At 54.3% G+C, this 12455-nt stretch carries 9 protein-coding genes; 4 read left to right on the forward strand and 5 right to left on the reverse strand.

All coding sequences use genetic code 11. From position 1 onward, the window contains the following. Positions 1-137: 137 nt before the first annotated feature. Positions 138-308: a helix-turn-helix domain-containing protein gene (locus HDF10_RS21390; protein ID WP_406706228.1), complete on the reverse strand. Its 171-nt coding sequence runs from the start codon at positions 306-308 to the stop codon at positions 138-140. Here HDF10_RS21390 and HDF10_RS20910 point away from each other — a divergent pair. After that, positions 267-398: a hypothetical protein gene (locus HDF10_RS20910; protein WP_260177772.1), complete on the forward strand. Its 132-nt coding sequence runs from the start codon at positions 267-269 to the stop codon at positions 396-398. The genes HDF10_RS21390 and HDF10_RS20910 overlap by 42 nt on opposite strands. A gap of 137 nt (positions 399-535) precedes the next feature. On the opposite strand, the gene mobF is transcribed toward HDF10_RS20910, so the two are convergent. Next, the gene (mobF, locus tag HDF10_RS09035; protein ID WP_311732715.1) at positions 536-3337 is read right to left on the reverse strand and encodes a MobF family relaxase; all 2802 of its coding nucleotides are present in this window, start codon (positions 3335-3337) and stop codon (positions 536-538) included. Between the two features lie 1329 nt (positions 3338-4666). Next, positions 4667-5104, reverse strand: a complete 438-nt coding sequence (locus HDF10_RS09040) for a plasmid mobilization protein (RefSeq protein WP_183812668.1) — start codon at positions 5102-5104, stop codon at positions 4667-4669. 290 nt (positions 5105-5394) lie between these two features. Here HDF10_RS09040 and HDF10_RS09045 point away from each other — a divergent pair, with 290 nt between their 5' ends. The 3 genes from HDF10_RS09045 (at position 5395) to HDF10_RS09055 (ending at position 9336) form a co-directional block, all read left to right on the forward strand. Then, a complete protein-coding gene (locus HDF10_RS09045) occupies positions 5395-6591 on the forward strand; it encodes an ATP-binding protein (protein ID WP_260177774.1) in 1197 nt (398 codons plus the stop codon). Positions 6592-6944: 353 nt separating this feature from the next. Next, positions 6945-7739, forward strand: coding sequence for a hypothetical protein (locus tag HDF10_RS09050; RefSeq protein WP_183812670.1), 795 nt, complete (start codon positions 6945-6947; stop codon positions 7737-7739). A gap of 298 nt (positions 7740-8037) precedes the next feature. Continuing rightward, positions 8038-9336, forward strand: a complete 1299-nt coding sequence (locus tag HDF10_RS09055; RefSeq protein ID WP_183812672.1) for an AlbA family DNA-binding domain-containing protein — start codon at positions 8038-8040, stop codon at positions 9334-9336. A gap of 35 nt (positions 9337-9371) precedes the next feature. On the opposite strand, the gene HDF10_RS09060 is transcribed toward HDF10_RS09055, so the two are convergent. After that, positions 9372-10568, reverse strand: coding sequence for a tyrosine-type recombinase/integrase (locus HDF10_RS09060; RefSeq protein WP_183812673.1), 1197 nt, complete (start codon positions 10566-10568; stop codon positions 9372-9374). 459 nt (positions 10569-11027) lie between these two features. Continuing rightward, positions 11028-12455, reverse strand: coding sequence for an amidohydrolase/deacetylase family metallohydrolase (locus HDF10_RS09065; RefSeq protein ID WP_311732716.1), 1428 nt, complete (start codon positions 12453-12455; stop codon positions 11028-11030).

A 12455-nucleotide genomic window follows, 5' to 3' on the forward strand; every position in this document is an offset into this window, starting at 1 on the left:
AGAGCAACGATACCAAGAGCAACAACAAAAAGCAGAATCCCTATGAAGGAAAAACAAAGAACAATCCCTTGACACTAGTGACCTGCTCATAGAAAGTCGGCTTATCGCCTGCATCGTCTCTAGCGCCCCATCTGTATTCAACTCACGATTCGTTCAGGATGGTCGCAGCGAGCATACTTCCGTAGGTCCGCCATTGGAATCAGAACTCGTCCCCCGATTCTCCTGGTTGGCAGTCGCTTCGACGCTACGAGATAGTCGAGCGCACGTTGGCTAATGGAAAGAAGTTGCGCGGCCTCTTCGCGGCTCACCAGCAGCTTGTCTTCCGTCGCCACTATAGCGCGTTGTGGAGGTTTGCGGCGATGAACTTCGAATTGCGAACCTGCGTCTTCTCGTATTAGCGATTTGCCTATTCCTCTGTCGAAGTCAATGACATGCTCTGCCGCCATAACTCAACCTCCTATTCAAAAGTTGAAAAACCGTTCTCGAACCGAACTCGCAAAGATGATTGCCTCCATTTACTGACCACAGAACGCGTTCAGAGGCTCAACCCGTACCCCATGCTCACCTCGACATCATGCTTCGGCGTCACAACCTTCGACTCAGATAAGGCAACAGCCTGTTCCGGCTTGTAGGCACTCTGGTGCGAAACATCATGTCCTAATGCCTTTGGTAACTTTTCCAGACTGTCCGTAAATATCTGCGCGTCGAATTGACCACGCGAGATCGAGACATAAGCCATGCGACCGTTGAGCAGATCTCTTGCAGCAAGCTCCGTGTCTACGTTGACTAATACGCGTTCTGCCGTCTGGCCTTGGCTTGAATAGCTGGTGACGGCATACCCATGGTCGACATGCGGATGCTGTTGCGGATTGAATTCGACTTTGCGCACATCATCTAACCGCACCCGCATCGTTGCATCCCGCCCGATGTTCTCGATGGTTCCCAAATCACGATTGGCAATCTTCAGTTCCTGGCTGGGCGCGGTGAACTGGATGCGATCTCCAACGGAGAATCTCTTCTCTTCCTCTCGGTAGACGGAGACTCCGACCTGGCGGCGCGGATCGTAGCTGGTCTGCTCTCCGTTCCCTCGCACCACCGTCAAAGTGTTCGCCTGAGCGTTCACAGCAAGAACCCGCGAGTATTCGCCTTTCTCGATGCCGGTCTCCTTCGATGTGCGCGAGTAACGCAAGATGTCGTCGACCTGGTACTGCTGTGCCCAACTACGGTCAGCACCGGTCATCTCCTGACGCGGAACAAGCGTCCGCACGGAATGGTCCTGCCTGTTCACAAGCCCGCGCGATTGCAACTCATCATGTATACGTAAATTGATCTCGCTGCGGGAACGATTGTCCGGTGAAACGACGAGCGTTCCGGCGGGAGACTTGGCGTACTCCCGCGCAATAGCAGCAATACGCTCCTCGTGGCCCTTCACCTGATGTACTCGACCCTGCTGGTCAAGACTCTCGACGGCGGCGCCTACTTGCCCGCGTGCCAACTGTTCGACAACCTGCTTCAACTCTGGATCGCGCTGCCGAACGATGTCGTTCAATGTCGCCGTTCGCATTCCTGCTTCCTGCAATTGCGCGAACGGACGCCCTGCTTCTACGGCCTCATGTTGACGACTATCTCCCACCAACAGCACTCGATCATTCCGATGGAGACGTTCGATGAACTCGTGCATCTGGCGCGTGGACGCAAGCGACGACTCATCGAGTACATACAAACACTTCTCTCCAGTGTCGGTCTGTGTCCCTTTGGCAAGATAACGCTGGAGAGTTGAAGTCTCCATGCCGGCCTCAGCCAGCTTGTGAGCTGCGCGCGATGTCGGCGCGAATCCTTCGACTTTGTAGCCTTGCGCTTCAGCACCCTCACGCACCACGGCGAGCGTCGTCGTCTTACCTGCACCGGCGACACCATCCAGGCCCACGATCTTCTCGCGACTCAGGAATATCTCATCGACCGCTTGGCGTTGTGAACGGTTCAATTCAGGATGGCGATCTTCCGTCCAGATTCTCAGCTGTGGCGATACCAACATTGGATCGTCATAGCCGCGCTGATTGCCGCGCTGCATGTGACCGACGATCTCCCGCTCCATTCGGATCATTTCAGAGGTCGTATACAGTGACGCTGCTCGGCCATCCGTCCGCTCAATCGCCCGAAACTCCCCACGCGCCACCCGCTGTTCAAACTCCTGTCGAACATGACTGTAGGAAGCCTGCCCCATGCTGCGGTCGATTGCCGCTTGCAGGATCGCACGCTCGTCCTGAACAGCAGAGCGTTCAAAGACGTGATTGCGGGAATACGTCACCGACTGTTGCGCCGTCTTCTCCGGCTGCACCGCATGGTGCTCTTCCTGTGCCTTTGCGACGACACGATCTGCTTGATGGCCGAATCGAGCAGCCAGGTCGCGGTGCTGCTGCAATACCTCTGCAGGCGAATGGATTTCCTTGCTGTCGCGTGTGCGATGAGCTGCTACTTCTGCTGCGCCCGCGCCCTTTCTTCCAATCTCCTGTAGGTGTTCTTTGATCTGCACACGACGCGGGCTCGATGCTTCCAAATACTCCTGCGAATATCCTTTGATCTCCGGCTGGCCATGCTTGCCGCGTTCAATCTCATAGCCAAGGCCCTGCAACTTCATTGCAAGCTCGGATCGGTACACGGTTGTCGCATACTGTTGCGATTGGAAGAGACTGCGCTCTTGCAATGCGCGCGTCTGTCCATTGTGTCGCTCAGTCACATTGAAGACGACTGCGTGAGTATGAAGCTGCGGCGCAGCATAGCCGTCTACAGGACGAGCGGTGTCATGCTCGAAGGTAGCGGCGACGAACTTGCCTGTTGTCTCGGGCGCATGGACGTTACCAATGCGAGCCTGTGCGTAACGCTCCAACTCCTGCAACGCCACGCGAACACTTTCACGATGCGCCTCACGTACACGATCATCGCCACCCACAAGGGCTGTTAGCGAAACAGACTTGGGTGCGGAGAACGTCGCATCCCATCCTGCACGGTGTTCTGAACTGGTGATCTGCTTGCCGTACTGATTCTCGTAGGTCCTGGCAGGCTGGTGCTTGACGAGCTGCGCATCGTTCGCCGGGTGCCGTCCTTCGCTCAAACGAGCAAACTCTTCAGCCCCTACGTTGCCACGCAAGCCCCACTCCTTTGCGAGGCTCCCCTGCCACTCACTATGCCCTTGCTTATCGCGGCTCCAGTAGTGCTGTCGTTCAGAGGTGAACTCACGCGCGTGATACGTTCGTGCTTGTCCAGCAGATAGCGATTTAGAGATAGTCAACATACCTTGGCCCGTGAGACAGCAAATAGTTACTGTCTTGATTCCCATCGTAGCCGAGATTTGTGGATAAGCGGGTCGTTATTGCTGAAATATTTTTCGCCTCATGATCGTCGAAACCCCTATGGCCATTGGTTATTTCTAACTTAATCAAAGCTATTCGCGGAGTAATGGACCAGTGATTTGAGCCGTAATTACTCCACCAACACGAGAGTTATAGCTGACTCAATCGAGGCTCGATACGGTGCCTGAGAACATTCCCAACAGCACCTTCCACGTGAGTTCTAACTGGTGTACTCCATGCTCAAGACGGGGACGTTCTCACTCTCAAATAGCTCTCGTCAAGCAGCGCTTTGAGACGAGTTGAAGGGAGATTCACGTGAAGGCTATCTACGCTGCCTAGAGTTGAGCGAAGAGATGCCAAGTTGATAGACGAATCGGTCTGGAATACACAGAGACGTCGGAAGCCTCTTCGTCAATCAATCCATTTCGATTCATCCCACGGTTGTGATTGCGAATGCGCAGCATCCGATGTAGCCGATCCGGGGAAGATAGTGCGTCGCTGAGAGGATGGTTTCGGGGAGTGCAAAGGGGGCGGAGTAGCCAGTTGCCGTGCAGTAGAAACCTCGCCGCGAACTTGAGTCGATGCCGGTCGGTCACTCTCACGAAGCATTTCTGTATTTGGCAACTTCTTAAGACCGAATCTGCGACTGGTTGCAGGCCCAAAACTCGGCCACTCAAGCGCTGTCTTCTGCTCACTAATCCAGTGGGCAATTCGCAACCGAAGTCGAGCAACAATCCCGTCTCGATTCTCGGGCCAATCCCCTCCATAATTCGATGACCATTGGGGCTCCGTAGCCTCTCGTCGAAGCTGTCTCCATTCGTACCCGATGTCCTCTCTCATCACGAATGCTAAATAGGCGACGATCAGCCACGCCGCGACACCATAGAGCAGCGGTTCATGGACGAGTCGGCGGAAACTTTCGCCGTCGTAAAAATCTTTACGCAGGAGCTTCTCGACCTCGGTGGAATCCACGCTTTCAACCGGGGTTCTTTCTATGCCCGTCCATCCTTGTCCAACAGCAAAAGACGAGAGGTTAATAGAGAGATCATTCAGGCCTCCCTCAGTGACATCGGGAGCGAATAGCCACTGTCTCTTACGCCCGGGAGCCGTCTCCATGAGCCATCGGATTTGAGTCTGAGAATCTAGTTGATTTGCTGTCTCGGAACTGTGCCAATATGCCACCAGATAATACCGCTGCAGTGGCGGTACTTCCCAATGCAACCATGCCCAGAAACCGAGCAATGGGAGACACGGAAGCAGAGCCAGGATCAACGCGATCCGCCAGGGAAACGCAAACCGAATGCAGGAGATTTTCATTATGGCTTGTCCGTAGTTTTGGGACTGGTCCGGCGACGCCTCTGCGCCATGTAATCCTGCGCCCGTTGCTCCTTAATCGAGTCCGAACAGGCCGACATCTTGCGTAAATCTTCGGTTGTCAGTGGACCTTCCGAGGCTCTCGCAAACAGATTCAGCATGAGTGAGCGCATCCCCATAATCTCTGCCAGCAAGATAGGATCGGTCTGCTCCTCTGTACTGGCACCCGCGCGGGCGTGGGTAAGCGCCGCCTCGCGTAGCCATTCCGCCACCTTCTTACCGGCATCAGCCGCTGCTGCCTCAACCTCACCGAACTCCGCGTCGGTAAGGCGCGTGGCAATGGATCTTGCACGGGAGGTCTCATTTACCGAGACCGTAGATGCGGACGGCGTAACAGCTTCTTGCGGCTTGTCGGTACCGAAGGCCATTCGATTTGCCACCTGGAACAGATATTCCCTTGAAGCGCTTGGATGCTTCCACCGCACCACCGGTTTCTGCAAACGCCGTCGCTGACAGAGAAATGTTGTTCACTGCAGCGGCGTTTACAGCCGGAAACGCAAGAATCCAAGCAATTGAAAGCAAACACGTTATCAATCGTGAACTTTGGGTAGCTTTGCAGTTCCCTAGTGGGGATGACGTGTCAGCATATACCCGCTGCGAAGCAGCGTAGCTCTCTACATTTCAGCACCGAGACACCAGAGCCGGCGGCAACCATGCAAATTGAAAGCGGATGTTTTATTATGCAAGGATGATTGCCCGGTCCGTCACTCCATTCATTGAGCATTCCCTCGCCGAGCAAGCCGCTGTCGCTATCATCGGGCCGCGTCAGGTAGGTAAAACAACTTTGGCACGAGAGATCGCAGACGCGCGTCCAGGGTCGCTCTACCTAGACCTTGAAGCTCGGGAGGATCGAGACAGACTGGCAGAGCCAGCTCTCTTCCTTCGGCAGTACGAGAATAGCCTGGTCGTCCTCGATGAAATCCATCGCGTCCCGGAACTTTTCAGCTCGCTCCGGGGCATCATCGATCAGGGACGCAGAACGGGTCACGGTAAGGGTCGATTTTTAATTCTGGGGTCGGCCTCGATTGACTTGCTGCGGCAGTCGAGCGAGAGCCTTGCTGGACGAATTACCTACATCAATATGGGCCCGTTCAACGTACTGGAGCTGCCCGCCGATGAACCTACGCTCCTCCAACTTTGGACACGAGGCGGCTTTCCCGGCAGCTATCTCGCTCCAAACGACACGGTGAGCCTACGCTGGCGTGGCGACTTTATACGCACGTATCTGGAGCGAGACGTTCCCCTATTCGGGCCGCGTGTGCCGGCGGGTGTGCTGGAACGACTCTGGACAATGCTGGCGCATGGGCAAGGGACGTTGCTAAATGCCTCACGTCTGGCATCTGCGCTTCAAATCACCGCTCCCACCGTACAACGCTATATCGACTTGCTTTCCGATCTGCTGCTCGTCAGACGCCTCCAGCCGTTCCACAACAACGCAGGAAAGCGTTTGGTGAAGTCGCCCAAGGTTTATATCAGGGACAGTGGTCTGGTACACGCACTGTTGGGACTGAAAACTTTCAACGATCTCGCTGGACACCCAGTGTCCGGTTCCTCGTGGGAAGGATTCGTTATCGACAATCTGTTAGCCGCAGCGCCCGAGCGAACCGTCGCTAGTTTTTATAGGACGGCTGCAGGAGCCGAGATTGATCTCTTGCTGGAAATTCCCGGTCATGGACTGTGGGCAATCGAGGTCAAACGGAGCCTGTCGGGTCGTCCTGAGAAGGGCTTTTACATCGCTTGCCAAGACCTTAAACCCGCCAAACAGTTCGTCGTGAACTCGGGTCTTGAACCGTATCCCATCGATGCAAACACAGTGGCGATAGGCGTTCCGTCCCTTGCTCGAACGCTTTCGGCTTTAGCGGTTTGATTCCCGTCTTCGGGCGCTTCGCTACTGCCCAGCGCCGTTGCTCTTTCATATGTTTTGACACATGAGAAGAAGACATTCTTCTCATGACAGCGCACTACCCGGAGCGGATGCGTCCGTCAGGGCCGCGCGTTTTTTTGCGCGCCGCGCAGCGGGCGAAGCGCCTTGACGGACGCTGTAGCGGAGGGTAATCCGCGAAGGGTGTCGAGGGCCTACCCTGTTAGTTGCTTGTAAACGCCGACGATATGCATTTACGACTTAAAACTTCAGCTGCTAGACAGAGGATGATCCCCTTCAATCAAGGCGGAACTATGATTATGCTTGGAGGTTTCGCATAGAGAGACTAACCTTTCAGGATGCCCGAAACTGAGGAAAAATTGCCGAGCCCTACCCCTCCTGCGCCCAAAGTCAAATGGACGATCACTCTCGGAGGGGGAGAGTGGGCCACCATAAAGTATGGGGTGGTGGAATATCTGCGTCAGCGTCCGAAGATGCGCACCCTTACCGCAGCCGTCGGCATTCTTTGGGTGCTAGGATGGCTGGCCACAAGCGCCGGCTACAAATGGCATTCTCTCGTTTTCCCGTCCATTTCAACCTTCTTTGTGACGCCTACCCTGCTCTGGCTTGCCGTGGTGTCAGGCCCGGACTTTCAATTGGCTTTTGGGCCTGCTAAGACCGCTGAACCTGCGGTTGTTGTTCCTCCTGCCCTGAAGGGACTCCTGGACGTGGATACATATGGCATCGAGGCACTAAATAAGAGTTATGCTTCCACGGAGAGCTATGCAAGAAGCAGCTTCCGTTGGTCGATTCTTTCGCTGGTTGCGGGGATTGGTGTGGGCTCCGCAAACGTGTGGCTAGCGAACATGCGTCCAGACCTTGCCGTCCGAGAGCACACTGGCATGTTCATATGGGTCGCTGTCTCTACGTTTCTCGGCCTGTGCTCAATCTTTCTGGTTAGGTCCATGTTTCTATTTCGACGCGCATCGCGAATCCACGACCGATTGCTAGAGCTTCGAAGAGCCCTGACGGTCATCAAGTTGATAGAAGGTAATTCTGTCGTGGCGGCTACGCTCGATGCAGGGGCGATCATCTCTAGGCTACTGGAGCCGGGCGTCGATTCCCACCTTATTCAGAAGGAGAGCGACTCGTGAGTTGGTTTGAGAGCCACGTTTACATCGCTTCATGGACTGGAACATTGATCGCGGCTGTAGCCGTTGTGAAGCAGGCAAGCATCGCGCGTTAACCAATCAACTGGAATGCCGCCGTCGGGCGTCTAGGATTTCTGATGGCCATCTCCGCAGTTCTAACCCCCTCACTCGAACATGACGTTCGCATGTGGCTACTGGGACTGGTTGCCTGCTGGGGAGGTTTCATTTTCATCGGCGCGATAGCTGCTTCGCGCCGCGACTAAACGTAGTCCCAACCTGATGGCCCCTCGGAGCTGCGCACGTGGAATCCTTATCTCCATCCCATTTTTCTCAGGGCGAACTGGAGAAAATCTTCAGTTTCGAATCGTCCAGCAGTGTCCGACTCAACTCACGAGAAAACGGTCGTCTTGAGTTCAAAGAGCAATTCAACCTCGGCAGCGTGGACGAGTACGCGAAAACCGGAGCGGCATTCGCCAACGCTCAAGGCGGTTACATCGTCTTTGGGGTGAAGGACGCGCCCCGTGAGCTCGTGGGACTCAAGTCAGAGCATTTCAACACCTTCGATTCTGCAAAGCTAACCAACGCGCTCAATGAACGCTTTTCACCAGAGATTCGCTGGGAACCCCACACCCATCTTGTCCGGAATCTCAAAGTAGGTATCCTGTATTTCGCTGAAGCCACTCAGAAGCCAGTGGTATGTACGAAGAACAGCGGCTGTTTGCACCAAGGGGCTATCTACTACCGATACAGAGGTCGCAGTGAAGCCATAAGGTATGCCGAACTACGAAGACTTCTTGACGATGACAAAGCAAAGGAGCGAAATCTTTGGATGAAGCAAATCCGCAAGATCGCCGAGGTCGGAGTTGAGAATGCTGCAATCCTAGACCTTGAATCAGGTGAAGTATCCGGTGGTAAAGGAAGGTTCTACATCGGTGAGGAACTTCTTCCTAAACTGCAATTCATCCGGGAAGGGGAGTTCGTCGAAAGCGACGGAGCTATGGCACTTCGACTCCTTGGTGACCTTCAGTCAACCGAGGGACTATTCGTTCACTCAACCGTTGAGGTTCCAGTTCCAATCCGAGAGGCACAAATTATATCGGCCTTCCTGCGACGGCAGTCTGTGCTTTCACCAACTGAGTATCTGAAGGCAATCTGTTTCGAGCAGTCTTATTACCACCCTGTTTACTATTTCATCTTGCAAACGACGGAAACAATAGATGGCATCATCCCTCTCCTAAAGGGATTGGAAGTCAGAGGCAACGTGCGAGACAAGCTGATTGAGCGGTTACGGCATCCAAATGAGAGGCTTGCGATTGGCAGTTTGACCTCTTCCAACCCAACAGCGGTCGAGCGTCGGGCGATTGTGGCTCATCTACGAACTAAATCCCTCACACCGGAGACGATTCTCGCAGGGACTACAAGATTCTTCGAAGCACTGACACATACGGACTCCGTTGATTTCGACCAGACCTACCTTTTTGCATTACTGGCCGATCTGATACTTCCAAAGCTCTCTCAGCTGGAACAGTTAGAAAGGTCTGCATTCCGTAAGGCGCTCTGCCACTTGGATCTCACTTGGTATAAGGCTGCGCTATCATAAGCAGAAATCGGCGCGGGATAGGCGACGGAAACATTTCACGCTTGATGTAGTGCCGTGATATTTTGCTGTCTCGCTTCGCTCTGTTCACGGAACGAACTCAACTTGGCCACGGCGCTCAACTTGTGATCTGGTGACAAGTGCGCGTAACGAGTCGTCATGCTGATGTCCTTGTGACCGGCCAATTCCTGAACAGTTCTGAGGTCTACCCCAGCCATTACCAGGCGTGAGATGTACGTGTGGCGGAAGACATGCCAAGTCACGTCAGCGAGTTGCTTGTTTTGCTTGACGGCATCTTCCATGACCAGACGGAACCATGCCCTTGGGTTCTCCATTGGCTCGCCGTATCGAGTCAGGAAAACTCTTGGCGTGTGCGGCATTCGTCTGGTTTGGCATACCTTCAATGCCTCGACCGCCTCTTTGCTCAAGATCACGACGCGGCTCGACCCGTTCTTCGTAGCGACAAGCTGAATCTGCTGACGATTCAAATGCACATCCGGCCATTCTAAGGAATGCTGCTCAGACAGCCGCATGCCCGTCTCTATTGCGACCGTAAAGTCGGGCTCGTGGACTGGGCAACGCCTCCGGATAATGCTTCGAATCTGCGCCTCCTCGTCAAACGTGATGAATCTGAGGCGGGCATTATTCTCCTTGCGAAGTCGAACCAAGCGAGCAGGATTCGCGGTGACTTTTCCGTTCCGTATACCTTCCGCAAAGATCATCGACATAGTGGAGCGATATCTGTTGATGCTCGCTGGCTTGAGGTCCGTTCGTGTGCTGAAGTATGCCGAGATGGTCTGAGGGGTGATCTCTTCGGCCTTCATCTTTCCGAATACGGGGAGCAAACTGCTCAGATTCGAGATGTCCCCACGGTGGCTCTTCTTGTGGGCCTTGCTGTACTCCATGGCGTCCTTGGCAAGCTCCTCAAATAATACAGCTCTCTTGGCCTTAAGCGAGTCTGGGAGCTTCACTCCCATTCGCGCGTCGTTCTTGCGCTTGCTGTAGAGGTCGGAAGCCGCTTTGCGGGTTCCGACTTTCTCGCGGTGACGTTTCCCATCAACGTAATAGTTAACCCACCAAATGCCACTGTTAGGCGGGTGCTCAAAGACGCCACGAACGGGCTTCGGAGCCTGCCTGCCGCGCTTCGAAGGTGGTTCATCAGAAGCGAATAGTGGCTGTTTTAGTGGCTGTTTCCCTTCGTATTTGCTGCGATTCACTGCAACTGTCTGCGCCATGAATTAAGTATACAACTCATTGTTCTCAAGGGACTTACTTCGTTCCTGTGCAGCACGCTGCAACCCCCTGCAATATCTTCATTTTCCGACTCTTAATCGACTGGTCGTAGGTTCGATCCCTACCGCGTCCACCACTTCCTCCTCGAGTATCAAGTGAATACCGATTTCGGATGGTTGGTTCCGTACGTTCTCAACGGCTTCACGGGGAGGTCCTCGGCGAGCGAGGTGAAGAAGCACCCCGATAGACATAAGGCGAGACAGAGTCGCACTTCTACGACAGAACCCTAAAGATGCGAAGTCCCTTGTCCGATCGCCAGAGGTGGCCCATGACTTTGAGAATAGAGCATGTAGGCGTAGAAACGCCCGACGCGTCACCGCAACCGGCCCGAAACCACAATCTAAAAAGAGACAACAAACCTGATCACTCGTTTTCTGATGATCTAACCGAACTCTGAACGCTTAATGTTCGGGGTCTGTACTTGCTTCTGCGTGGCGGCGAGGTGCGAAGGTGCTCCATCGGTACGCCTCCTTTTCGTTAGGATCAGGTTTCGCTGTCCACGGCGTGGCGCTGATTCCATTCAGGTCGTACACGATCTTTCCATCCTTGACGGTGAGTTCACAGATGAGCTTCTGGTTGCCGTCGAAGCGCTTGTCCACCATATCGGTAAATCCGAACTCGCCTTTTTCCAGACGAAGCACCGCGACGTCCGCAAGCGACCCTTCAGAGAGATTCCCCAGCTCTTCATGGCGAATCTCACGGGCTGGATGAGAGGTCATCTCCGCAACGACCTCCTTGAGAGGCACACCCACAGCCATGATCTTATCGGCGACGTTCAACTCGTCTTTCATAGCCGCATTCATACTGGTGATGTGAAGATCGGTCGAAATGGAATCGGGAATAAATCCATCCTTGATCATCGGGACTGCGAGCGACCATTTGAAGCTGCCGCCTCCCTGCCCCACGTCAAAGTAGATCCCGCGTTTGCGACCCTCGATGAGAGCCTTGCTCGGACCCAGCGTGACCGGATCCTGCTCATGGCGAAGACCCGAGTACATGTGGGTGTATATATCGCCAGGGCGAAGCTTCTGGGTCATCAGATCGAAAATTGGGCGAGTTGGACGATCTACGCCGAAGTCGACCATGACGGGAATGTTAGCGCGGGTCCCAGCAATAACAGCTTGCTCGACCGGTGTCCATTCAGGACCTTCAAAGTGTGCCGTCTTGATACCGACGATCGTGTTGGGGTACTTGAGAGCCATCGCAGCGGTTGCCACTCCGTCCATGTCAGCGGTGTTCTGTTCGTACTTGCCCCCGCGCATTCCTGCGCCGACGATGTTGAGCATTGCAAAAACTCTGGTCTTCGAACGGTCAATGATGCGGTCCTTGAAGTCCTCGAAGTTGCGCCAGCCAGAACAGCCTGCGTCCACCACGGTCGTTACGCCGACCCGGAAGGTGAACCCATCCGGTGGAACGCTATTATCGCCAGCATAGGAGTTGCGCTCACCCGTGCCCGCGTAGACATGAACGTGAAGGTCAATGAGTCCAGGAGTGACATAAAGTCCCTTAACGTTAATGGTCTTTAGTGCATCGGTCGCAGGGATGTGTACGGCAACCTTTGCAACTCGGCCGTCTTTGATTGCCACGTCCATGATGGCGTCGACATGGTTCTTATCATCTAGGACATGGCCGTTGCTCAATAACAGATCGTATGCCGGCAAAGCCTGCTGAGCCGATAAGCTACCGCTTGTCGCGAGGGCAACTGCGAGACAGAAAGGCGCTATACCTTGTTTCCAGGAACACAAATTCATGACTCCCCAATCGATGCGTTGATGATGCAAACAAAGTTTGAATACGTGATACTCATTTGGTTTCGGCGCTGGGAACAT

Source organism: Tunturiibacter empetritectus, from assembly GCF_014201375.1.
Classification (GTDB): Bacteria; Acidobacteriota; Terriglobia; order Terriglobales; family Acidobacteriaceae; genus Edaphobacter; species Edaphobacter lichenicola_D.

Bases quoted from the DNA above. Each gene is read 5' to 3' on its own strand.
- mobF (WP_311732715.1), bottom strand. From the start codon at position 3,337: ATGGGAATCAAGACAGTAACTATTTGCTGTCTCACGGGCCAAGGTATG.
- HDF10_RS09045 (WP_260177774.1), top strand. From the start codon at position 5,395: ATGTTTTATTATGCAAGGATGATTGCCCGGTCCGTCACTCCATTCATT.
- HDF10_RS09050 (WP_183812670.1), top strand. From the start codon at position 6,945: ATGCCCGAAACTGAGGAAAAATTGCCGAGCCCTACCCCTCCTGCGCCC.
- HDF10_RS09060 (WP_183812673.1), bottom strand. From the start codon at position 10,568: ATGGCGCAGACAGTTGCAGTGAATCGCAGCAAATACGAAGGGAAACAG.
- HDF10_RS09065 (WP_311732716.1), bottom strand. From the start codon at position 12,455: ATGTTCCCAGCGCCGAAACCAAATGAGTATCACGTATTCAAACTTTGT.